Here is a 20604-nt window from a genome sequence, read left to right as displayed (position 1 = left end):
CGATGCAACAACCTCGTCTACGGGGTCTGGGCCCATGGGTCGTGGCAGCGGACGCCGAGGGGTTCGAAGTGTTTGGTGTTTCGCGTTGCAACGGTCATTTCGCAGGACTGTGCGACGGCGGCGATGAGGGCGTCGTCCAGCGGTGCGTGCTCGGGAACCCGGAAGGTGGCAAGGACTCGCGCGGCCGAGAGGTCGAACGGCAGCACGCGGTCGGCGAACGCCGGCAAGACGCGCTCCTCGAACCATCGGCGCAGGACCTCGCCTTGTGCCGCGTCGGCTCGCTCCTTGGCGACGACACCGCGCTCGATCTCTGCGATCGTCGTAGCCGTGACGAAGAGGTCAGATGCCGGGATCGACGCCGCCCAAGCCTCGACCGACGGACTGCGTCCGCGGACCCGCAGTGCGGACACCACGTTGGTGTCCAGTACGTACCTCACAGGTTGGGGGTGCGGGCGGTCAGGCCGAGCCGCTGGGGCTCGAGCTCGATATCGGCTCCCTCGTCCGTGCTCAGCAGGTCGACGATCGTGACCGGGTCGCGCTTGAGGGCGTCGGCGAGAATCTCGCGCGCCTCTGCCTCGACGGATCGGTGGTGAGACTCGGCTCGGGCGCGCAGCGCGGCCTTGGTCCCCGCAGGCAGGCTGCGGATCAGGATCTGTTCCATGACACTCACCTCCGATATCAATCCAACGATATCATCTTGTCGGATATCGCAAACCCTCACTCACCCGCCCGCAGGCCGATAGCTCACCGCGGCGCCGGGGCAATTTCCTCCACGATGCTGTTGCCCGTCTCCGGGCGTGACTCTCAAGCCCAGGCCTCATGGAATCGCACCCGGCCGTCCTCGAGGACTTCAATGCGTGTCTCGCACACGCCGTTCGCCGTCTGCCTGTCCGTGTTGAGATGCGAGTAGCGGAAATCGAGCTTGCCTCCGGTGCGGATCCCCACGAGGTAGCCTCGGACTATCGCGCCGCCCGAGTACTCCGCCCAGATGACATCGTCGTCCTGGTGATAGCGAAACTGCGTTGCGGCACCGACCTGGCCGCTCGCGGAATTCTCTACACCAGCAAAGACCTTCCCATCGATGGAAATGGTCTCGGGTTCAGGCGGGATGGGGGCACTCATCCCTAAACCCTATTCATCGCTTCAGGCAGTCACCCAAGCAAGCCCGAAAGCCGGTCCCCCAGTGGAGCGGTCACTGTGTCCAGCTCGAGGGTTGGTTCCCTCCGCCATGATGTAGTCTTACATCATGCTCCGGACTCAGATCTCGCTCACCGACGACGAGCGTCGCATCCTCGACGATGAGGTTCGTCGGACCGGCCGGTCGATGTCCTCCCTCATCCGAGACGCCGTCACGAAGGTCTACGGTTCCGGCCGAGACGTTGAAGCAGACCTTCGCGCGATCGACGGAGCGGTGGGCGCTTGGCAGGGCCGCGACGAGGACGGAGCGGCCTATGTTGAGCGGCTCCGTTCCGGGCGTCGCCTCGACGAAGCATCCGCCCGGTGACCGTCGTCGTCGACTCGTCCGTGATCATCGACGTGCTCCGGGGCAACGACTCGGCCGTCGGCGTGCTTCGAGTCGCGCGATCCGCGGGGCCACTGCACGCGAGCGAGATCTCAAGGCTGGAGATCCTTGCGGGCATGCGCGCGCACGAGGAGCGGATGACTCGCGGCCTACTCGAGATCTTCACGTGGCATCCGGTTGACGGTGAAATTGCGGAGATTGCTGGCGAACTCGGTCGTCGCTGGCTACCCGGGAATCGTGGCATCGACGGTCCCGACCTCGCCATCGCTGCCACCGCGATCGCACTCGAAGCTGATCTGCTGACGCGCAACGTCAAGCACTTCCCGATGTTCGACGGGCTTACGCCCCCGTACTAGCCTGACGGGCCGGAACGTGCCGGTTTCACTTCTCCTGCGGGATGCCGCCCACAGCCGAGGCTACCCGTCTATGCCCGTCAGTGGATCCGCTCGCGGACGTCCGCTGACGGACCCCCAACGGCACGAGTGGGGCCCCGGAACGCGCACGACCCCTACTCCTCGTGAGATGAATCGTCGAGGTAGACCGTCGCGTACACATCAACGTCGAGTGCAGCCACGCCGCCGGCCAACTCGGCCGGAATCACACTACCGCCCTGAGATGAGTCGGAACTCCCGTACCACCAGATTCTCGCCGTGCAATCTGACGGCAGAAGTCCGATCCTGCCAGCGGCCGGACGAACACGGGCCATCAACTCGGTTAACGACCTCAGACCGGTCTGATCATCTGCCGTATCGGTCGGTTACCGGAGCACCAGAACTGGCGAGCCCCCGCGGCGAAACGATCCACGAGGCTTCTGGGCGCTCGATTCCCGTAAGACCCGCTCGAGAAGCGGCCCGGTGAAGGAGGGCTGAACGCGACAGGCGAGTGTGCGACCGCCATGCTCATCGCCTGCGCCAGTTTCCTCCGGTGCGTCTCGATACCCGTCGGCTTCACGCGGCGCTAGTCGACGACCGCCGCTTCAGGCGCGCTTCAGCGGCATCCGTCAAGATGGACGCAGAGGGAGGCCGCCGATGCGCCTGCTGGTCGTCGAGGACGAGCTGCGACTCGCCGAGGGCCTGAAGCGCGGCCTCGAGGCCGAGGGGTTCGCCGTCGACGTGGCCGCGAACGGCACCGACGGGCTCTGGCTCGCCCGGGAGAACCGTTACGCCGTCATCCTCCTCGACATCATGCTGCCCGGCCTGAACGGCTACCTCGTCTGCCGGGCGCTTCGCGAGGCGCGCGATTGGACTCCCGTGCTCATGCTCACCGCGAAGAACGGCGAGTGGGACCAGGTCGAGGCGCTCGACACCGGGGCCGACGACTACCTGACCAAGCCGTTCTCGTTCGCCGTGCTCGTCGCCCGCGTTCGCGCGCTCATCCGCCGCGGCAGCACGCCGCGACCCGCCGTGCTCGAGGCGGGCGACCTCAGCCTCGACCCCGCGACCCGCGAGGTGCGCCGAGCGGATGTCGCAGTCGACCTCACCACGCGCGAGTTCGCCGTGCTCGAATTCCTGATCCGGCGGGCGGGCCAGGTGGTCTCGAAGACCGAGATCCTCAAGGGGGTGTGGGACTTCGACTTCGACGGCGACCCGAATATCGTCGAGGTGTACATCCGGCACCTGCGCAACAAGGTCGATCGCCCGTTCGCCCGCGAGAGCATCCAGACGCTGCGCGGTGCCGGCTACCGGCTGGCGGCTGACGGTGGCTGACGCGGGCCGCGGCGGTGCGCGCCCCCGGCGTGCGGGCGCGCGGCGTGCGGGCGTGCGCAGTGCGGGCGCGCGGCGTGCGGGCGTGCGCACCCGCATCACCCTCGGCGCGACGGCCGTCGTCGCGGTCGCGCTTCTGGTCGGAGCGATCGTGTTCTGGGCGACGCTCAGGCTCTCGCTGCTCGACGGCCTGGCCGCCTCGGCGGAGCAGGATGCCGCGGTGATCGCCTCGCAACTCGAGGAGGGCGGACCCGCGTCGCTCGGCGAGCTCGACGACGACCGCTTCGTGCAGGTCGTCGACGACTCGGGCACGGTCGTCGCGGCGAGTGAGGACGCACCGGCATCGCCGCTGGCGACGCGGGAGGACGACGACCCGGGCACGGTCCGCGTCGACGACGAGGCCTTCGTGACGGCGGTCGACGACGCCGACGGCGGCTTCATCGTGATCGCCGGCCGCAGCATGGAGCCGACCGACGAGACCCTCGCCACGGTCGTCGGCCTCCTCGTCGTCGCGGTGCCGCTCCTCATCGTGCTCGTGGCCGTCACCACGTGGCTCGTCGTCGGCCGCGCCCTCTCGCCGGTCGAGCGGATGCGCCGCCAGGTCGACGCGGTCACCTCGGCGACGCTCGCGCAACGCCTCGACGAGACCGGAACCGACGACGAGATCGGCCGCCTCGCGCGCACCCTGAACGGCATGCTCGATCGCCTCGACGCGTCGCAGGCGACGCAGCGACGGTTCATCTCGGATGCCTCCCATGAGCTCAAATCGCCGCTCGCCGCCCTGCGACAGTACGCCGAGGTCGCCCGCGACCACCCCGAGGGCATCAGCCGGCAGGAGCTCGGTGACGCCGTGCTCGAGGAGGGCGGGCGTCTCGAGCGGCTCGTGCAGGGCATGCTCGTGCTCGCCCGCGCCGACGAGGGCGCCCTGCGCCTCGAGCCGACCGATGTCGACCTCGACGACCTGCTCCTCGACGAGGCACGGCGCGTCCGCGGCGCCGGGGCGCTGTCGGTCGAGACGAGCGGCATCGCCGCGGCTCGAGTGACCGGCGATCTCGGGCTCCTCCGCCAACTCGTGCGGAACCTCGTCGACAACGCCGTGCGACACGCCCACTCCGGGATGGTGCTCTCGGTCGGGCCGAATGCCGACGGGGCATCCGTCGTCCTCATCGTCGGCGACGACGGCGACGGAATCCCGCCCGCCGAACGCGATCGGGTCTTCGACCGCTTCGTGCGTCTCGACGACGCCCGCGCGCGCGACACCGGCGGCAGCGGGCTGGGTCTCGCGATCGTGCGCGAGATCGCACGAGCGCACGGTGGGTCGGTGCGAGTCGAGGAGTCCACCCTCGGTGGCGCACGGCTCCGCGTCACCCTGCCGGCCAGGCCCGTACACGCCTGAGCGTCGGAGACTCCGGCCTCCGAGGCGCTTCAGGCTGGGTTCAGCGGCACCGGCGCATCCTTGTCCCGAACGAACGAACAGGGAGATGTCACCATGCAGAAGCGGACGATCTGGATCAGCTCCGCCGCGGTCGGCGCCGCGCTCGTGCTCGGCGGGACGGCCATCGCGTTCGCCGGAACCGACGGCTTCACCGGGCACGACGATTCGCCCGGATCCTCGGATGACGCGGCGCACCTCACGGGCCCCGACCTCGAGGCAGCGAGCGCGGCGGCCCTCGCGGCGGCAGGCCCGGGTACCGTGGTCGAGGCGGAGGTCGGCGACGACGGCACCAGCGCCTATGAGGTCGAGGTGCGCCTGGACAGCGGTGAGACGGTCGAGGTGGAGCTCGACGCGAACTTCGCCGTGCTCCAGATCGAGGGCGATGACGACGGTACCGGCGAGCCCGAGGAGACCGAGGACTCCGACGACTGACGGCGATCCGCACCGTAGACCGCGGGATGCCCGGGGCATCCGTCGGGTGAATGCGAGGCCGGCACCATCCCGTTCGACCCCACAAAGCGCATACTCGTCTGCAAGTTCCGCCTCATCGATGAGGGGGAATTGGCAGACGCAGACGCATTGAGACGGCCAGGCGGGCCGTCGCCGATCTGGGCGACGTATGTCGGTCGCGGGGAGCTCCGCTGGATCGAGCCGCGGTGAGCGAACTGGATCGAGCCCCGGTGAGCGAAAGTGGATCCGGACTCAGGCGGCGAGGCCGAGCCGGCGCAGGTCGTCGATCGAGGCGCGGTACTCGTCGCCATCGGCGATCGTGGTCTCTCGCGGAACGCGGGCGCCATTCTGCACGCGCGCGCCGTTGCCGACGGTCGCGTAGGGGCCGACCACCGCGTTGCGTCCGACGACAGCGCCACGGCCGACGTGCGCGTTCACGCCGATCACGGCGCGCTCGGCCACGATGGCGTCGCGGTCGATCCACCCGCCCGGGCCGATCTGCACCCCGCGCTGCACCTCGGCACCGGGGTCGACGTAGGCGGTCGAGTCGACGAACGCGGTCGGGTCGACTTTCGCGGTCGTGGCGACGAGGCCCCGGCCGTTCACGTGCTTGCGATAGCGACGCAGGACTCCGGCTTCGTCTTCGAACTCGACGTAGCTGATGCCCACCTTCTCCTCCTTCCGGCGCGGCGGCTCCACGCCCGGACATAGGTACAACATCCACGCTGACCGGGGCATTCCCGGATGCTGGGATCAGACTGGGAGCGCGCTGGAAATCCCCTTGGACGCCCCGCCGCCGAGCTCGGTGCCTGCCCTGAAACCCGTTCAGGTCAGCACCGAAAGCGGCCCGAATCGCTTGTCGAGGCATCCTCGGGCTCGGTAGCTTCGCTGTTCGTGCACGGTTTCGGCCGGCATGGCCCCGCGGCATCCCGCGCCGGCCGGAACCCACCGGGAAGACCTCACCTCCATGTCGAACTACCTGCTCTGCGCGAGCCCCATCCAGGGCCACGTCGCCCCGATCATCGCCATCGCCCGCGACCTCGTCGCACGCGGCCACGACGTCACCGTGCTCACCGGGTCGCGATTCCGCGACACCGTGGTGGCGACCGGCGCCGACCACCGTGCGCTCGGCGGCATCGCCGACTTCGACGACCGCGTCATCCAGGACCACCTGCCCGACCGCGACCAGCACCGGGGCATCGGCAAGCTCCAGTACGACATCCAGACCATCTTCATCAAGACCGTGCCCGACCAGACGGGCGCCGTCGAGGCCGCGATCGCCGACCTCGCACCCGACGCCATCCTCGTCGACGCCGCGTTCGCGGGCATCATCCCGCTTCTCCTCGACGACCCGGCCTCTCGTCCGGCGATCCTCGCCGCAGGAGTGATCCCGCTCAGCCAGTCGAGCACGGATGTCGCACCCTACGGCCTGGGGCTCGCGCCGATGCCGGGCGCGCTCGGCCGGCTGCGCAACCGCGTGCTCAACGTGCTCGTGCAGAAGGTCGTGTTCCGGCAGACCCAGAGGCTCGCGAACGAGACGATGGCGGCGCTCGGACGCCCACGGCTCGACAGCTTCGTGCTCGACATGTCCCGTCTCTTCGACCGGTTCCTGCAGCTTTCACCCGCAGAGTTCGAGTATCCGCGCACCGACCTCTCGTCGAACCTGCGCTTCGTGGGCACCGTGCTGCCGCCCGCGCCGGTCGTCGACGAACTTCCCGAGTGGTGGTCGGAGCTCGACGGCGAGCGCGCCGTCGTGCATGTCACCCAGGGCACGATCGACAACAAGGACCTCGACCGCCTCGTCCGTCCGACGGTCGACGCGCTCGCCGACCGCGATGTGCTCGTGGTCGTCTCGACCGGCGGACGCCCCATGGAGGAGCTCGGCCCACTGCCGGCCAATGCCCGCGCCGCCGAATTCCTCCCTTACGACCTGCTGTTCCCGAAGACCGACGTGTTCGTCACGAATGCGGGCTTCGGCGGGGCGCAGTACGCGCTGAGCCACGGCGTGCCGCTGGTCGCCGCGGGCGACACCGAGGACAAGCCCGAGGTGTCGATGCGCGCCGAGTGGTCTGGCGTCGGCGTGAACCTGAAGACCGGCACGCCGTCGGCCGAGGCGATCGGCCGCGCCGTCGACCGCGTGCTCGCCGACCGCGGCTACCGCGACCGGGCCCGCACGCTCGCCGAGCGCATCCGGGAGTACGACACGTTCGGCGACATCGAGGCCGAGCTCGAGGCGGCGTCCATCAGAGCGTCATTGCGGATCGAGTCGGCGGTGGGCTGAGCTCGGAGGTTAGGCTGTCCTAAGCCGGGATCTCCGGCCCAGCCGGAACCTCCGGCGCGACATCCGCCGCCGACGCCCGCCGGCCCGATCCGGGACCCACATGACCGCCGCCCCGCTGCTCGAGCTCGATGCCGTGCGCATCCGGTACGACGGCGCGGCGCATCCGACACCCGACGGGGTGTCCCTCGAGGTCCGCGCGGGCGAGGTCGTGCTCCTCCTCGGCCCGTCGGGCTGCGGCAAGTCCACGCTCACGCTCGCGCTCGACGGGCTCGTGCCGCACGCGATCGCCGCCGAGCTCGACGGCCGCGTCCGGGTCGCGGGGCTCGACACGCGCGACCATTCGGTCGCCGAGCTCAGCGAGCACGTCGCGATGGTCTTCCAGGACCCCGACGCGCAGATCGTCACGGGCACCCTCCTCGACGAGGTCGCGTTCGGCCCCGAGAACCGGCTCCTCCCCGCCGCAGAGGTGCTCGCCCGCGCCGAGCGCGCACTCAAGCTCGTCGGTCTCTGGGACCGTCGCGCCGACAACCCCGACGTGCTCTCGGGCGGGGGCCGCCAGCGTCTCGCGATCGCCTGCGCCCTCGCCATGGCCTCACCGGTGCTCGTGCTCGACGAACCCACGGCCAACCTCGACCCCGCGGGCATCGACGAGGTCTACGCCGTGCTCCGCGAGCTCGCGAACGATCACGACCACGCGATCGTGCTCGTCGAGCACAACCTCGACGCGGCGGTCGACATCGTCGATCGGGTCGTCGTGCTCGATGCGAACGGCCGGCTCGTCGTCGACGGCCCCGTGCGCGACGTGCTCGCCGGCCGCGCCCGCGAACTCGTCGAGCTCGGCGTGTGGCTCCCCGTCTCGACGCTCGCGGCGATGCGGCTCGAAGACGCCGGCGTCGCGATCGAGCCCCTCCCGCTCACCCCGTCGGAGCTCGCGGCGGCGCTCGAGTCGATCGAGGTGCTCCCCGCCCCAGTACCCGAGTACACGGCGACGACGACACGGGCGACGGATGCCGCGGCGCCCGCCCCCGCCGCCGCGATCACGGTGCGCGGCTGTTCGATCCGGCGCGGCGGCCGGCGCGGACCGGTCGTCGTCGACGGGGTCGACCTCGACGTGGCATCCGGCGACTTCGTCGCGATCGTCGGCACGAACGGCGCCGGCAAGACGACCCTGCTGCAGGCGATCGCCGGCGTCATTCCCGCGCCGCCCGGCACGATCGACGTGCTCGGCATGGATCCCTCGCGCGCCGATGCCCGCGCACGCGCCCGCCGGATCGGGTTCGTCTTCCAGAACCCCGAGCACCAGTTCGTCGCGCACACCGTCGCCGAGGAGCTCGAACTCGGCCTGCGCGTGCAGGGGGTTCCCGAGTCCGAGCGGCGCGCCGAGATCGAGCGGATGCTTCGCCGCTTCGGCCTCGACGCGCACCGCGACCGGCATCCGTTCCTGCTGTCGGGCGGGCAGAAGCGCCGGCTGTCGGTGGGCACGGCCCTCGTCGCCGGAGCGCCCGTGCTCGCGCTCGACGAACCGACCTTCGGGCAAGACAGGGCACGCGCCTCGGAGCTCCTCGGCATCCTCGGCGACCTGAACGCCGAGGGCACGACCGTGCTCGTCGTCACCCACGACCTGCAGCTCGTCGCCGACTACGCGAACCGCGTCGCCGTCATGCAGGGCGGCCGCGTGCTCGGCGTCGGCCCCACCGCCGACGTGCTCGCCGGCCCCCTCATCGAAGCGGCGGGCCTCCGCCACCCGCCGCTCGCGCGCGCCACCCGGAGCCTCGCGCGGCATCCGGAATGGCAGCAGGTGACGCGGATGTCGCAGCTCCCTCGCCCGGGGAGGGCAGCCGCATGAGCACGACGGCGTCGACCACTTCGACCGCCACCGCGACGGTCGCTCGGAACCCCTTCGCCGAGCAGGCACCGGCGCACCCCGCCCGGTTCCTGCACGCGCTGAACCCCCTCGCGAAGCTGCTGGCACCGCTGCCGGTGATGATCGCACTCCTTTTCACGCGCGACGTCGCGATCCCGCTCGCGTTCGGCGTGCTCGCGATGGGGCTGCTCCTCGTCGGGGCGCGGCTGTCCGGTCGCGCCCTCGCGCTCCTCCTCATCGGCACGCCCGTCGCCGTCGCGCTCCTCGCCGTCAGCTTCGGAGTGTGGGTCGACCCGACGCGCATCGACGCACAGGGGGCCGCGGCATCCGTCGTGCTCATCGAGATCGGCGACTGGCGGTTTACGCTCGGCGCCTACCTGGTGGGCTTCGCCACGGCGCTGCGCATCGCGGCGATCATCATGCTGTCGCTCATTGCGGGGCTCACGACCACCGGGCCCGAGCTCGTGCGGGCGCTCGTGCAGAACCTCCGCGTGCCGTATCGGCTCGGGTACACCGCGCTGGCCGCGCTGCGGTTCGTGCCGAGGTTCCGGCACGAGCTCGAGGTGATCCGTGCCGCCCACCGTGTGCGCGGCATCGACGCCGGACGAGGACCGGTCGCGGCCGCGCGGCGCATCGTGTCGTACGCCGTGCCGCTGCTGGCGAGCGCGATCCGCCATGCCGAACGGGTCGCCCTCGCGATGGACGCCCGCGCGTTCGGCGCGCACGCCACGCGCACCGAACGCGTCATCAGCCGCTGGCGGGCGCGCGACACCGTCTTCGTGGTGCTGTTCTGGGTCGCGTCCGCCGCGATCTTCTGGTGGGGCCTCTCCGTCGCCGGTTAGCCCGCGGCGGGCGCGGTGTCCTCGATCTCGATGAGGAAGACGAGCGTCTGCCCGGCCAGCGGGTTCTGCTCGCTCTTCTCCGTGCCGTAGGCGTACTGCGGCGGGATGGTCACGATCAGCTTCGTGCCGACCTTCTGTCCGACGAGCGCCGCGCCGAAGCCCTGGATCACGGCGTCGGTCGTGAACTGCGCGGGCTCGCCGCCGTAGCTCTGGTCGAAGACCTCGCCGGTGTCCCAGCTCGTGCCCTGGTAGTGCAGGGTGACGTTGTCGCCCGCCTGCACCTCGTCGCCGTCGCCCTCCTCGAGCACCTTCAGCTGGAACTCGGCAGGCGGCGGGGTGGCAGGGAGGGTCACGGTGGGCGCAGCGCCGTCGGCGCCGAACTTCACCTCGGGCACGTCCTTCGTCCACTCGGCGGGCTTCGGGGTCTCCTGCACCTCGACGACATCGATGACGATGACCACGGACTCACCCGGGGCTATTCCCACTGTTTCGTTGCCTGCTCCGTCATAGAGCGCCGACGCGGGCGCCACCGTGACCGAGCGTGTTCCGACGGGAAGGCACTCGACCCCTGAACGGAAGGCCTCGAATACCTCTTCCTCGCCGACGGGGATGGTGGCCGGTTGCGAGAACGCCTCCTTGCCGGTTGCGCCCGAGTACGCGCTCACGATGACGTTCACCTTGTCGCCGTCTTCGGTCACGTCGCCGTCGCCCTCGATGACGACGGTGCGCTCGAGCTCGTCGGCCTCGAGCGGGGCGGAGAACGTGGCGGTGGGCGAGGCGCCGAATTCGCCCTCGACCTTCACGCCGTCGCTGAGCGGGCCCGAGGAGACGTCGAGGCAGTCCGCGTCGGAAGTTCCGCCCTCGGGCCCGCCGCCGGCGGCGCATCCGGCGAGGAGGAGGGCGGCGGCGGTTGCGAGCGCAACGGGCGTGGCACGGCGCAGGGCACGGTTCATGGGGGGAGGTCTCGTTTCGATCGGGAACGCAGGATCTCAGTCTGCCCGCCGCTCCTCGTGATTGCCTGAGCATGCGATCTCCGCCCGGTCAGGGCGAGAAGGGGCAGATGGGTGACTCGATGACGCTACCCGATTTCGCGCTGGAGTCGGCGCGGCCGAGGCGCCGGCGGTCAGCCCGGGCTCGCGCCCGTCGCGATGGGCCGGCCGGGTTCGTTCGACCACTGGCTCCACGATCCCGGGTACAGGGCCGCCTCGATGCCGGCGATCGCGAGCGCCGCGACCTCGTGCGCCGACGTCACCCCGGATCCGCAGTAGGCGCCCACCGCGGCACCCGGCACGGCGCCGAGTTCCACGAATCGGCTCCGCAGCTCCGCGGCAGGGAGGAATCGTCCGTTTGCGTCGAGGTTGCCGGCGCTCGGCGCCGATCGCGCGCCCGGGACGTGCCCGGCGCGCGGGTCGATCGGCTCGGTCTCGCCGCGGTAGCGCTCGGCCGCCCGTGCGTCGAGCAGCACGCGCGACTTGGGCAGCTCGGCTGCTGCATCGATGTCGAGCGTCGGCATGCCACCGAACCGGGCGGTCGCCCGCCTCGGGGAGGACATCGCCGGTCTCGAGCGGATGTCCCGCCGCGCGCCATCCGGCGAGCGCGCCGTCGAGCATCCGCACGTCGGCCACGCGTGCGTGCCGAAGCAGCCACCATGCCCGCGCCGAGGACTGGTTGCCGACGTCGTCGTACACGACGACGGTGTCGCCCGACCGGATGCCCCAACGGCGCATCGCCGCCGTGAACCGCTCCTCTGCAGGCAACGGGTGGCGGCCCGCCCGGGCGACGGAATGGTCGGCGAGCTCGCCGTCGAGATCGACATACACCGCGCCCGGGAGATGCCCGCTGAGGTACGCATCGGTGCCGTCGGGATCGGCGAGGGTCCAGCGCACGTCGAGGATCACGGTGCGCTCCCCCACGGTGATGCGCGCGGCGAGGACGTCGGGCTGGATCAGGATCGGCATGCCTCCATCCTCCCGCCTACGGCACGACGCGATCGTCCTCCCGGCGCTTGCGTTTCTGGACCTCGGGGACATGCAGTTCGGGAACGGCGCGCAGCATGAACGTGTCGAAGTCGGGCACGGTGAATGCCGCATACCCGTGCTCCGGCGTATAGAGCAGACCCATGTCGATGAGTTCGGCACGCGTCGGGCCGACCTGGGTCGATTCACGGCCCATCACCCGCGCGACGTCTGCCGCCTTCTGCGGATCAGGGCCGAGCTCGGCCATCGCGCGCAGGTAGGCCGTCTGCAGAGGCGTTGCTCGATCGAGCCGGACGCGGAAGAAGGAGCCGTCGAGTTTCGCCTCGTACGCGTCCTTCGCGATCTCCACGTCCGAGCGTTGCACCCGATCGCCGTTCGCGACGCTCCAGACCTGGGAACCGAGCTCCTGGATGAAGAACGGATAGCCCTGCGTGATCTCCATGGCGAGGTCGACCGCGTCGGGATCGTAGGAGACGCCTTCGACCAGGGCCGGCTCGGTCAACGCCCTCCTGGCATCCTCGCCGGTGAGCGAACCGACGACCGGGAACCTGAAGAGCCGCTCCGCATAGGATTTGGCGTCCCCCGCAAGTTCGGCGATCTGCGGAAGACCTGCTCCGACGAAGGTGATCGGCAGCTTGCGCTGGACGGTCTTGTGCACGGCCTGGATCAGCGCCTCGAGCTGGGATCGACCGAGGAACTGCACCTCGTCGATGAGCAGTGCCACCCCCCGGCCCTGCTCCTCCGCGGCCTCGCCCAGCGCGACGAAGACATCGGTGAGATCCATCGCGAGGTCACCGTTGTCGCCCTCGCCTTCCGCGGGCGGGACATCCCACGACACACTGAAGGTGCCCTGCTTGTCGACGGAGACCGCGAACGCGCTCAGCACCTCCGCCGCCCGCCTGCCGCGCTCCGTCCAGCGGGCGCGGGGCGAGAGGCGCAGCAATGCGGACTTCAGGTGCGAGAACATCGCCTGGCGGAATCGTGGGTCGTCGAGCCTGCCGGCTTCGACCTCGACCACCTCCCACGCCGCCTTCCGCGCGATCTCGCCGAACTGGCCGAGCAGCACCGTCTTCCCGACGCCCCGCAGACCGGTGATGATCATGGACTGTTCGGTGCGGTGTCGCTCGAGGCGCCGGAGCAGCACCGTGAAGGCCTCGAGATGATCGTCCCTGCCGACGACGACCTCAGGAGCCGCACCCGCGTTCGGGGTGTACGGATTGCTGATGCTGTCCATGGTTGTGAGTTTAGGAGTCTTAGTCAGTTTTATCCATCTGTTCTAAAGTTGACTAAAGCTGCGCAGGCGCCGGATACAATGGACGGACGGTGCGAGCGCGAGGAGGGTGAACTTGATCGCCAGCCTCGCTGCCTTCGCCGTCGTCGCGCTCCTCACGCCCTGGCTCACGAGGCTGCTCGGCCGTCGCGTGTTCCCGGTCATCGCGCTCGTTCCGGCCGCGGCCTTCGTGCTGCTGCTCACCTGGCTGCCGGGAGTGCTCGCGGGCGACGCCGTGGTCGAGGTCGTGCCGTGGATCCCGCAGCTCGACATCGCCCTGAGCTTCCGGCTCGACGCCCTCGCACTGCTCCTCGCCCTCATCGTCACCGGCATCGGTGCGCTCGCGCTCCTGTACTGCACGCACTACTTCGCCGACGATGAGCCCGCGCTCGGCCGGTTCGCCGCGCTCCTGCTCGCCTTTGCGGGCGTCATGCTCGGCCTCGTCACCGCCGACGACGTCTTTCTGCTGTTCACGTTCTGGGAGGCCACGAGCGTGCTCTCGTACCTCCTCATCGGCCACTACACCGGCAAGAAGGAGAGCCGCGGCGCGGCCCTGCAGGCGCTCACCGTGACGACGTTCGGCGGGCTGGCGATGCTCGTCGGCCTCGTGGTGCTCGTCGCCGCAGGAGGCACGTCGTCGCTCGCCGAGCTCATCGCGAACCCGGTGACCGGCGCGGCGGGCGAGTGGGGCATCGCGCTCGTGCTCGTCGGCGCGATCTCGAAGAGCGCGCTCGTGCCGTTCCACTTCTGGCTCCCGGCCGCGATGGCGGCGCCCACCCCCGTGTCGGCCTACCTGCACGCGGCCGCGATGGTGAAGGCCGGCGTGTACCTCGTCGCCCGGCTCGCGCCCGGCTACGAGGGGCTCGCGGTGTGGCATCCGATCGTCGTCGTCCTCGGCGTGCTCACCATGCTCGTGGGCGGGTGGCGGGCGCTGCGCCAGTACGACCTCAAGCTCCTGCTCGCCTACGGCACGGTCAGCCAGCTCGGCTTCCTCGTGCTGGTCACGGGCTTCGGCACGCGGGATGCGGCGCTCGCGGGGGTCGCGCTCCTCGTCGCACACGCCCTGTTCAAGGCGGCGCTCTTCCTCGTGGTCGGCATCGTCGACCACGCCGCGGGCACCCGTGACTGGCGCAGGCTCTCGGGGCTCGGCAGACGGATGCCGGTCATCGCGACGATCGCGTTCGTCGCCGCGGCATCGATGGCGGGTGTGCCGCCGCTCCTCGGCTTCGTCGCGAAGGAGGCCGTGTTCACCGCCCTCCTCGACGCCGCGGGCGCGGGCGAGCCGTGGGCATGGATCGCGCTCATCGGCGCGTTCGCCGGCTCGGTGCTCACGGTCGCCTACACGGTGCGCTTCATCTGGGGCGCATTCTTCACGAAGGCGGATGCCGCGCCCACCCCGTTGCACGCAGGAAGCCGGGCGATGGGAGCAACGCCGGGCGTCCTCGCAGCGGCGAGCCTGGCGTTCGCGGTCGCCGTGCCCCTCATCGAGCCGCTGCTCGCCGCGTATGCCGACGAACTGCCCGGGCCGCACGACTACCACCTCGCCCTGTGGCACGGCCTCGAACCGGCGCTCGCCATGTCGGCGGCGGTGTTCGCGCTCGGGGCGCTGCTGATCTGGCGCCGCCGGTTGGTCGCACGGCTGCAGGCGGGGGTCTCGCCGGTGCTCGACGCGGCTCGCGGGTACCTCGGCATCGTGTCCGTGGTCGATCGGCTCGCGGCATCCGTCACCACCGCGATCCAGCACCGCGGGCTGCCCGGCTACCTCGCGATCATCGTCGCGGTGTTCATCGGCGGGCTCGGCGCGGCATCCGTCGTGAACACCGCGTGGCCCGACGGCGTCCGGCTCTGGGACTATCCGGCCCAGCCGTTCCTCGCGCTCGTCATGGGCATCGCGGGGGTCGCCGCGGCCACCGTGCGACAGCGCGTGACCGCCGTGCTGCTGGTCAGCGTCACCGGCTACGGGCTCGTGCTGCTGTTCGGCATGTCGGGCGCACCCGACCTGGCGCTCACCCAGGCGCTCGTCGAGACGATCGTGCTCGTGGTGTTCGTGCTGGTGCTGCGCCGGCTTCCGAAGCAGATCGCGCAGCGCAACCCGCCCGTGCACAAGCTCGCCCGGGGCATCATCGGCGCCCTCGCTGGGCTCGTCATGGGCGTCATCGGACTCGTCGCGCTCGGCGCGCGCATCCACCCGACGATCGCCGAGGGGCTCCCGGCCCTCGCCATCGAGGCGCACGGCGAGAACATCGTGAACGTCATGCTCGTCGACATCCGCGCCTGGGACACCCTCGGCGAGATCTCGGTACTGGTGGCCGTCGCGACCGGCGTCGCGAGCCTCATCTTCGTGTCGGGACGCACCGGCGGCGCGCCACGGCTCGAAGACCTCGGCGACGATGTCGCGCCCGTCGACCGGCGTGAACGGCTCCGTCCGGTGCCCGAGCCGGCGTGGAGCATCCGCGCGCCGCGCACGAGCCTCGCCGCCACCGAGGGCGAGACGGATGCCGCGGCCGAGGCCGCCGAGACCCGCCAGACGTGGATCCTCGCCGGCCGCACCCTCTCGCCGCGCAACCGCTCGATCCTCATCGAGGTATTGGTGCGGTTGCTCTTCCATCCCGCGATCGTCGTCTCGGTCTACCTGCTCTTCGTCGGGCACAACGCGCCCGGCGGCGGCTTCGCGGGAGGCCTCCTCGCCGGTCTCGCGCTCGTCGCGCGCTACCTCGCCGGCGGCCGGTACGAGCTCGGCGAGGCCGCGCCCATCGACGCGGGGCGCCTGCTCGGCACCGGGCTGCTGCTCGCCGCGGGCACCGCCGCGGCATCCCTCCTCTTCGGCGGCGCCCCGCTCGAGTCGGCGTGGTTCGAGGCCGAGGTGCCCGTGCTCGGCACGATCTCGATCGGCACCTCGACGCTGTTCGACATCGGCGTCTACCTGGTGGTCGTCGGCCTCGTGCTCGACATCCTGCGCGCCCTCGGCGGCGAGGTCGACCGGCACCAAGAGGAGTCCGAAGAGGGTGCCGATGTGCCCGAGGAGGTGCGCGCGTGACCGCCTCGCTCACGCTCGTCGTGCTCATGGCCGTGCTCTTCGGCGCGGGCATCTCGATCATGCTCGAACGCAGCCTCACCCGGGTGCTCATCGGGTTCCTGCTCGTCGGCAACGCCGTGAACCTCCTGATCTACCTCATGAGCGGCGCCCCCGGGCTCGCCCCGATCCTCGCCGAGGGCGTCGACGCCGACGAGATCTCCGACCCCCTGCCGCAGGTGTTCGTGCTCACCGCGATCGTCATCAACCTCGGGATCACGGCGTTCATGCTCGCCCTCATCTACCGCTCGTGGTGGCTCGCGCAGCTGGGCGAGAAGGGCGACCTCGTCGACGACGAGGCCGAGGAGGCCGAAGACGCCGAGGAGGCGGCCGACCTCATCCGCAGCTCCGCCGCCGACGATGCGGCCATCCAGGAGCTCATCGACGCGAGCGACGAGGAGGCCGACGTCCGATGACCGCCGCGCTCGTGCCCCTCGTGGTGCTGCTGCCCCTGGTCGGGGCGGCGGCGTCGCTGATCCTCGGCCGGTATCGCCGCGCGCAGATCGCGATCGGCATCGGCGTGCTCGCGGCGGTCGCGGCGATCGCCGCGGTCCTCCTCGGCGTCGTCGATGCGGGCGAGCCCGTCGCCGTCAGCGTCGGCGGATGGGAGGCGCCGTTCGGCATCGTGCTCGTCGTCGACCGGCTCTCGGCGATCATGCTCCTGATCTCGGCGATCGTGCTGCTCGTCGTGCTCGTGTACGCGGTCGGGCAGGGCGTCGCCGACCGGCACCGCGAGACGCCGGTCTCCATCTTCCACCCGAGCTACCTGATCCTGTCGGCGGGCGTCTTCAACGCGTTCATCGCCGGCGACCTGTTCAACCTCTACGTCGGCTTCGAGATCCTGCTGTCGGCGAGCTACGTGCTGCTCACCCTCGGCGGCACGGGCGAGCGCATCCGTGCGGGCGTCACGTACATCATCGTGAGCCTCGTCTCGTCGCTGTTCTTCCTCAGCGCCATCGCGCTCATCTACGGCGCGACCGGAACCGCCAACATCGCACAGCTCTCGGTGCGCCTTCCCGAGCTGCCCGGCAGCGTGCAACTCATCCTCCACCTGCTGCTGCTCCTCGGCTTCGGCATCAAGGCGGCGGTGTTCCCGCTCTCGTTCTGGCTGCCCGACTCGTACCCGACGGCGCCCGCCCCGGTCACCGCGGTGTTCGCCGGCCTGCTCACGAAGGTCGGCGTGTACGCGATCATCCGCACCGAGACGGTGATCTTCGCCGAGAGCGACGTGACGGTGCTGCTCATGGTGATCGGCGGCCTGACGATGCTCATCGGCATCCTCGGCGCCCTCACGCAGGCCGACATCAAGCGGCTCCTGTCGTTCACGCTCGTCAGCCACATCGGCTACATGATCTTCGGCATCGCGCTCGGCACCCAGCTCGGCATGGCGGCCACGATCTACTACGTGATCCACCACATCACGGTGCAGACGACCCTGTTCCTCACGACCGGGCTCATCGAGCGCTTCGGCGGCTCGACCTCGATCACCCGGCTCGCGGGGCTGCTGAAGGCGTCACCGCTGCTCGCCGTGCTGTTCTTCGTGCCCGCCCTGAACCTCGGCGGCATCCCGCCGTTCTCGGGGTTCCTCGGCAAGACCGGCCTGTTCCTCGCCGGCGCCGGGAACGCGGATGCCGCGGATGCCGCGGGCCACGCGTGGCTCATCTGGATCGTCATCGCGGCGGGGGCGATCACCTCGCTCATCACGCTCTACGCGCTCACGCGATTCTGGAACATGGCGTTCTGGCGAAGGCGCTCGGAGCTCGAGGGCTACGAGTCGGTGCTGCTCGGCTCCGTGCTGGAAGCCCCCGGCGGCGACACGGTCACCGCGACCCGCACGACTCCGGTGCTCATGGTCGTCGCGACGACCGCGCTCGCGGTGGTGACCCTCTGCCTCACCCTCTTCGCCGGTCCGCTCTTCGAGCTGGCGAGCCGGGCCGCCGACGGGCTCACGGATCCCGACGTGTACGTCTCGCTCGTGTTCCCGGGAGGTGTCCGATGACGCGTGCGACGCTCGAGCTCTCGCCCTGGCGGTCGGTGTGGCGGCAGCTGCCGCTGCTCGTCGCCCTCGTCGCCCTGTGGATCTTCCTCTGGGATCACGTCGACGCGCTGACCGTCGTCACCGGCGTGCTGCTCGCCGTCGCCGTGACCCGGCTGCTGTACCTGCCACCGGTGCTCCTCAGCGGCAGGTTCAACCCGTGGCGCGGGCTGCTGCTCGGGCTCCGGATGATGTTCGACGTGCTCGTCGCCTCGCTCCAGGTCGCCTTCTTCGCGGTGAACCCCTGGTGGAAGCCCATGAACGCGATCATCGCGGTGCAGCTGCTCACCCGTTCCGATCTCGTGACCACGCTCACGGCCGAGGCGATCTCGGTGGTGCCCGGCACGGTCGTCGTCGACATCGACCGTGAGCGCGGGCTGCTCTACCTGCATGCCCTGGGCACCCGCACCGAGGCAGACCTCGCACGCACGCATCGGAACGTGCTCGGCACGGAGGAGCGCATCGTGCTGGCGATCGGCACACATGAGCAGGCGGCATCCGTTCGCGTAGCACGTCGTGAACGTCGCGCGGGCGACCGGCGGTCGAGGAGCAGCGAAGCCGCGTATCGAGACCAGGACCGCGACATCCGCACTCGGAAGGAGGACCCGCGATGACCTTCCTCGCCATCGCAGGCATCGTCGCCGGCATCATGTTCGGCATCGGTGCGATCGCGGCGGTCACCCGCATCATCCGCGGACCGACGATCCTCGACCGGGCGCTCGCGACCGACGTGCTGCTCGCGATCGCGATCTGCGCGCTGGGTGCCGAGATGGCGATCAACCGTCACACCGACACGCTCGTCGTGATGCTCGTGCTCGCGATGTTCGCGATCGTCGGCTCGATCTCCATCGCCCGCTTCATGTCGAAGCAGGATGCCTCGTGAGCGCCGCCGAGATCGCCGTGGGGCTGCTCATCCTCGTGGGCGGATTCCTCTCCATGGCCGCAGGCATCGGCATCGTGCGCTTCCCCGACGTGCTCACCCGCCTGCACGCGGCGACGAAGCCGCAGGTGCTGGGCCTCGCCACCGTGCTCGTTGCGATCGTGCTGCAGGTGCCGACCTGGGGGGTGCTCACGACGGCCGTGCTCATCATGACGTTCCAGCTGCTCACGCAGCCCATGACCGCGCACATGCTCGGGCGGGCGGCGTACCGAAGCGACCACGTGCGCCAGGACCTCCTCATCGAGGACGAACTCGGCCGTGACATCGCCGAGCACGACCAGGGCGGCGTCAACCCCGGCCGGTGAACTCCGGCGTGCGCTTCTCCTGGAATGCGGCGAAGCCCTCGCGGTAGTCGGCCGTGTCGCAGAGGGCGGCCTGGGCGCGGTTCTCCTCGTCCATCGACTGCCAGAGGCCGAGGCGCTGGTCGCGCAGCGCGGCCACGAGCGCCTTCGAGGCGACGAACGCCTGGGTGGCACCGGATGCCGCGGCCCCAGCCGCCCGGCGGGTGGCATCCGTGACCTCGTCGGCCGGGAACACCTGCGAGAACAGGCCCGAGGCGACCGCCTCGGAACCCGACATGAGCCGGCCGGTGACGATGAGGTCCATCGTCTTGTGCGCGCCGAGTCGCTCGACGAAGAGGGCGTGCCCGCCCGAGTCGAGGGTGGCGCCGAGGTTCGCGAACGGCGAGCCGATCTTCGCGGTGTCGGCGACGTAGACGATGTCGGTCGCGATGAGCAGCCCGAGTCCGACGCCGAGGCAGGCGCCGTGCGCGACCGCGAACGTGGGCGCCGGGAACGCCGCCATGCGCTCGAGGAGCGGCTGCACGAGGCCGCCGAGGTAGCCGAGCACGTCGTCCTCGCGGGGGTCGACGCCCGAGATGTCGCGCCCGGCGCAGAAGGCGCGGCCCTCGCCGCGCAGCACGAGCGCGCGCACGTCGCCGGCCTGCGACATCCGCTCGGCTTCGGCGTAGGCGGCGTTCAACTCGCCGATCGCCGCCGCATCGAGCGCGTTGAGCTTCTCCGGCGCGTTCAGCACGATCTCGGCGACGCCGTCGGCGGTGCTCATCTCGATCATCGTCGATCCTCCTGTCGTTTCTGCTCTCTGCCGTTTGCTCCGCTCTCCGGGGGAGCTTTCCGGCCACCAGCCTGAAGCCCGCGCGATCATTCTGGCCGGAAAGCACCCCCCGAGTGCGTGAACACGGAGCGTGGTGGTC

21 protein-coding genes and 1 pseudogene are annotated in these 20604 nt (G+C 70.4%); 14 read left to right on the top strand and 8 right to left on the bottom strand.

Translation table 11 applies throughout. The features are described from left to right. Positions 1–17 precede the first annotated feature (17 nt). From ACFWN7_RS07535 to ACFWN7_RS07525, 3 genes are all read right to left on the bottom strand, one after another. A complete protein-coding gene (locus ACFWN7_RS07535) occupies positions 18–437 on the bottom strand; it encodes a type II toxin-antitoxin system VapC family toxin (RefSeq protein ID WP_376938155.1) in 420 nt (139 codons plus the stop codon). Next, positions 434–661, bottom strand: a complete 228-nt coding sequence (locus ACFWN7_RS07530) for an Arc family DNA-binding protein (RefSeq protein ID WP_376938153.1) — start codon at positions 659–661, stop codon at positions 434–436. Before ACFWN7_RS07530 ends, ACFWN7_RS07535 begins: the two co-directional genes overlap by 4 nt. Positions 662–804: 143 nt before the next feature. Next, complete coding sequence (locus ACFWN7_RS07525; protein WP_376938152.1) at positions 805–1122, bottom strand: hypothetical protein; 318 nt, start codon at positions 1120–1122, stop codon at positions 805–807. 124 nt (positions 1123–1246) lie between these two features. Between ACFWN7_RS07525 and ACFWN7_RS07520 the strand changes: the two genes are divergently transcribed. From ACFWN7_RS07520 to ACFWN7_RS07500, 5 genes are all read left to right on the top strand, one after another. Then, positions 1247–1504 carry a ribbon-helix-helix protein, CopG family gene (locus tag ACFWN7_RS07520; protein ID WP_376938151.1) on the top strand — a complete coding sequence of 86 codons (258 nt, stop codon included), beginning with the start codon at positions 1247–1249 and terminating at the stop codon, positions 1502–1504. Continuing rightward, positions 1501–1878 carry a PIN domain-containing protein gene (locus ACFWN7_RS07515; protein WP_376938150.1) on the top strand — a complete coding sequence of 126 codons (378 nt, stop codon included), beginning with the start codon at positions 1501–1503 and terminating at the stop codon, positions 1876–1878. Before ACFWN7_RS07520 ends, ACFWN7_RS07515 begins: the two co-directional genes overlap by 4 nt. Positions 1879–2550: 672 nt before the next feature. Next, on the top strand, positions 2551–3228 hold the full coding sequence (locus tag ACFWN7_RS07510) for a response regulator transcription factor (RefSeq protein ID WP_376938149.1): 678 nt from the start codon (positions 2551–2553) through the stop codon (positions 3226–3228). Beyond that, positions 3221–4621, top strand: coding sequence for a sensor histidine kinase (locus ACFWN7_RS07505; protein WP_376938148.1), 1401 nt, complete (start codon positions 3221–3223; stop codon positions 4619–4621). The genes ACFWN7_RS07510 and ACFWN7_RS07505 overlap by 8 nt, the downstream gene beginning before the upstream one ends. Before the next feature lie 93 nt (positions 4622–4714). Beyond that, a complete protein-coding gene (locus tag ACFWN7_RS07500) occupies positions 4715–5092 on the top strand; it encodes a PepSY domain-containing protein (protein WP_376938147.1) in 378 nt (125 codons plus the stop codon). A 270-nt stretch (positions 5093–5362) separates the two neighbouring features. Here ACFWN7_RS07500 and ACFWN7_RS07495 read toward each other — a convergent pair whose 3' ends face one another. Further along, positions 5363–5848 carry a transferase gene (locus ACFWN7_RS07495; protein WP_376938146.1) on the bottom strand — a complete coding sequence of 162 codons (486 nt, stop codon included), beginning with the start codon at positions 5846–5848 and terminating at the stop codon, positions 5363–5365. Between the two features lie 229 nt (positions 5849–6077). Here ACFWN7_RS07495 and ACFWN7_RS07490 point away from each other — a divergent pair, with 229 nt between their 5' ends. From ACFWN7_RS07490 to ACFWN7_RS07480, 3 genes are all read left to right on the top strand, one after another. After that, positions 6078–7391, top strand: a complete 1314-nt coding sequence (locus ACFWN7_RS07490) for a glycosyltransferase (protein ID WP_376938144.1) — start codon at positions 6078–6080, stop codon at positions 7389–7391. A gap of 100 nt (positions 7392–7491) precedes the next feature. Further along, positions 7492–9237 (top strand): ABC transporter ATP-binding protein, encoded by a 1746-nt coding sequence (locus tag ACFWN7_RS07485; protein WP_376938142.1) that lies wholly within the window; start codon positions 7492–7494, stop codon positions 9235–9237. Next, positions 9234–10097 (top strand): energy-coupling factor transporter transmembrane component T, encoded by an 864-nt coding sequence (locus tag ACFWN7_RS07480; RefSeq protein ID WP_376938141.1) that lies wholly within the window; start codon positions 9234–9236, stop codon positions 10095–10097. The genes ACFWN7_RS07485 and ACFWN7_RS07480 overlap by 4 nt, the downstream gene beginning before the upstream one ends. Here the strand turns inward: ACFWN7_RS07480 and ACFWN7_RS07475 are convergent. The 3 genes and pseudogenes from ACFWN7_RS07475 to ACFWN7_RS07465 all read right to left on the bottom strand — a co-directional run bounded on the left by ACFWN7_RS07475 (position 10094) and on the right by ACFWN7_RS07465 (position 13307). Then, a complete protein-coding gene (locus ACFWN7_RS07475; protein WP_376938140.1) occupies positions 10094–11050 on the bottom strand; it encodes an FKBP-type peptidyl-prolyl cis-trans isomerase in 957 nt (318 codons plus the stop codon). The two genes, ACFWN7_RS07480 and ACFWN7_RS07475, sit on opposite strands and share 4 nt — an antisense overlap. A gap of 170 nt (positions 11051–11220) precedes the next feature. Continuing rightward, positions 11221–12055, bottom strand: a pseudogene (locus tag ACFWN7_RS07470) (sulfurtransferase). 16 nt (positions 12056–12071) lie between these two features. Then, positions 12072–13307: an AAA family ATPase gene (locus tag ACFWN7_RS07465; protein WP_376938139.1), complete on the bottom strand. Its 1236-nt coding sequence runs from the start codon at positions 13305–13307 to the stop codon at positions 12072–12074. A gap of 112 nt (positions 13308–13419) precedes the next feature. On the opposite strand from ACFWN7_RS07465, the gene ACFWN7_RS07460 reads away from it, so the two are divergent. From ACFWN7_RS07460 to mnhG, 6 genes are read left to right on the top strand one after another with little or no spacing between them, the layout of a single operon-like run. After that, on the top strand, positions 13420–16380 hold the full coding sequence (locus tag ACFWN7_RS07460; RefSeq protein WP_376938138.1) for a Na+/H+ antiporter subunit A: 2961 nt from the start codon (positions 13420–13422) through the stop codon (positions 16378–16380). Then, positions 16377–16832 carry an NADH-quinone oxidoreductase subunit K gene (locus tag ACFWN7_RS07455; RefSeq protein WP_376938137.1) on the top strand — a complete coding sequence of 152 codons (456 nt, stop codon included), beginning with the start codon at positions 16377–16379 and terminating at the stop codon, positions 16830–16832. Before ACFWN7_RS07460 ends, ACFWN7_RS07455 begins: the two co-directional genes overlap by 4 nt. After that, complete coding sequence (locus tag ACFWN7_RS07450) at positions 16829–18415, top strand: Na+/H+ antiporter subunit D (protein WP_376938136.1); 1587 nt, start codon at positions 16829–16831, stop codon at positions 18413–18415. The genes ACFWN7_RS07455 and ACFWN7_RS07450 overlap by 4 nt, the downstream gene beginning before the upstream one ends. Then, positions 18412–19065, top strand: a complete 654-nt coding sequence (locus ACFWN7_RS07445; protein WP_376938134.1) for a Na+/H+ antiporter subunit E — start codon at positions 18412–18414, stop codon at positions 19063–19065. Before ACFWN7_RS07450 ends, ACFWN7_RS07445 begins: the two co-directional genes overlap by 4 nt. Beyond that, on the top strand, positions 19062–19334 hold the full coding sequence (locus ACFWN7_RS07440) for a monovalent cation/H+ antiporter complex subunit F (RefSeq protein ID WP_376938132.1): 273 nt from the start codon (positions 19062–19064) through the stop codon (positions 19332–19334). The genes ACFWN7_RS07445 and ACFWN7_RS07440 overlap by 4 nt, the downstream gene beginning before the upstream one ends. Next, positions 19331–19696: a monovalent cation/H(+) antiporter subunit G gene (mnhG, locus tag ACFWN7_RS07435; RefSeq protein ID WP_376938131.1), complete on the top strand. Its 366-nt coding sequence runs from the start codon at positions 19331–19333 to the stop codon at positions 19694–19696. Before ACFWN7_RS07440 ends, mnhG begins: the two co-directional genes overlap by 4 nt. Here the strand turns inward: mnhG and ACFWN7_RS07430 are convergent. Next, the gene (locus ACFWN7_RS07430) at positions 19680–20465 is read right to left on the bottom strand and encodes an enoyl-CoA hydratase/isomerase family protein (RefSeq protein WP_376938130.1); all 786 of its coding nucleotides are present in this window, start codon (positions 20463–20465) and stop codon (positions 19680–19682) included. The two genes, mnhG and ACFWN7_RS07430, sit on opposite strands and share 17 nt — an antisense overlap. Positions 20466–20604: the final 139 nt, after the last annotated feature.

Source organism: Agromyces sp. NPDC058484 (genome assembly GCF_042720415.1).
GTDB lineage: Bacteria > Actinomycetota > Actinomycetes > Actinomycetales > Microbacteriaceae > Agromyces.
Note: the sequence above shows the minus strand (reverse complement) of the source record. Positions and strands in the feature narration are given on the sequence as shown.

What these genes read in the sequence shown, in the direction of transcription:
- ACFWN7_RS07475 (WP_376938140.1), bottom strand. Translation starts at nt 11,050, where the DNA reads ATGAACCGTGCCCTGCGCCGTGCCACGCCCGTTGCGCTCGCAACCGCC.
- ACFWN7_RS07500 (WP_376938147.1), top strand. Translation starts at nt 4,715, where the DNA reads ATGCAGAAGCGGACGATCTGGATCAGCTCCGCCGCGGTCGGCGCCGCG.
- ACFWN7_RS07465 (WP_376938139.1), bottom strand. Translation starts at nt 13,307, where the DNA reads ATGGACAGCATCAGCAATCCGTACACCCCGAACGCGGGTGCGGCTCCT.
- ACFWN7_RS07495 (WP_376938146.1), bottom strand. Translation starts at nt 5,848, where the DNA reads ATGCCCCGGTCAGCGTGGATGTTGTACCTATGTCCGGGCGTGGAGCCG.
- ACFWN7_RS07450 (WP_376938136.1), top strand. Translation starts at nt 16,829, where the DNA reads ATGACCGCCGCGCTCGTGCCCCTCGTGGTGCTGCTGCCCCTGGTCGGG.
- ACFWN7_RS07530 (WP_376938153.1), bottom strand. Translation starts at nt 661, where the DNA reads ATGGAACAGATCCTGATCCGCAGCCTGCCTGCGGGGACCAAGGCCGCG.
- ACFWN7_RS07430 (WP_376938130.1), bottom strand. Translation starts at nt 20,465, where the DNA reads ATGATCGAGATGAGCACCGCCGACGGCGTCGCCGAGATCGTGCTGAAC.
- ACFWN7_RS07510 (WP_376938149.1), top strand. Translation starts at nt 2,551, where the DNA reads ATGCGCCTGCTGGTCGTCGAGGACGAGCTGCGACTCGCCGAGGGCCTG.
- ACFWN7_RS07440 (WP_376938132.1), top strand. Translation starts at nt 19,062, where the DNA reads ATGACCTTCCTCGCCATCGCAGGCATCGTCGCCGGCATCATGTTCGGC.
- ACFWN7_RS07485 (WP_376938142.1), top strand. Translation starts at nt 7,492, where the DNA reads ATGACCGCCGCCCCGCTGCTCGAGCTCGATGCCGTGCGCATCCGGTAC.
- ACFWN7_RS07445 (WP_376938134.1), top strand. Translation starts at nt 18,412, where the DNA reads ATGACGCGTGCGACGCTCGAGCTCTCGCCCTGGCGGTCGGTGTGGCGG.
- ACFWN7_RS07490 (WP_376938144.1), top strand. Translation starts at nt 6,078, where the DNA reads ATGTCGAACTACCTGCTCTGCGCGAGCCCCATCCAGGGCCACGTCGCC.
- ACFWN7_RS07520 (WP_376938151.1), top strand. Translation starts at nt 1,247, where the DNA reads ATGCTCCGGACTCAGATCTCGCTCACCGACGACGAGCGTCGCATCCTC.
- ACFWN7_RS07525 (WP_376938152.1), bottom strand. Translation starts at nt 1,122, where the DNA reads ATGAGTGCCCCCATCCCGCCTGAACCCGAGACCATTTCCATCGATGGG.
- ACFWN7_RS07480 (WP_376938141.1), top strand. Translation starts at nt 9,234, where the DNA reads ATGAGCACGACGGCGTCGACCACTTCGACCGCCACCGCGACGGTCGCT.